General features: G+C 43.8%; 1 protein-coding gene. It reads right to left on the reverse strand.

The window, feature by feature from the left end; translation table 11 throughout:
• The coding region (locus tag IAE19_RS16485) for an Ig-like domain-containing protein (RefSeq protein ID WP_227612317.1) at nt 1–525 on the reverse strand (525 nt) is incomplete at both ends.

Consider the following 525-nt stretch of genomic DNA (forward strand, 5'->3'; position numbering starts at 1 on the left):
ATGTTCACCATCGCTTGCTTCTGTAATATTTGGACCCGTTAAATCTGTCCATGTACCCCCAATCAACTCTTGATAAACGACAATTGTTCCTGCTTCTTGACCTGAAATACTTAAGTCAAAAGCTTTATCATTGGTAATACCATCTCCCTGTACACCGCTGTCAGTCAAATTATTGAAACTTATTGTTCCCGAAGCCGGTGCAACGGTGTCTACAATTAAATCAAAAGCAGGACTAACATTGCCCTTATTTCCGGCCGGATCAACCAAAGCAACTGTTAGCGAATGATTACCTTCGCTCAAATCAGTCGATGGTGTAAAACTCCAGGCACCTGTGGTTGGATCGGTAATCACAGCTGTACCGATAACATTGCCATTATCATAGATTGTTACCACGCTACCATCGGTCAAACCAGATGGATCCACATTACCCGTCAAGGTTGGCGTTTTATCATTCGTGCTATCGCCTGAATTTAGCGTTCCAGTCATCGGTGCTACATCATCTGCGACCAAACCGATTGTTGGCGT

Origin of the sequence: Acinetobacter sp. S40 (assembly GCF_016624705.1) — a bacterium.
Lineage (GTDB): Bacteria > Pseudomonadota > Gammaproteobacteria > Pseudomonadales > Moraxellaceae > Acinetobacter.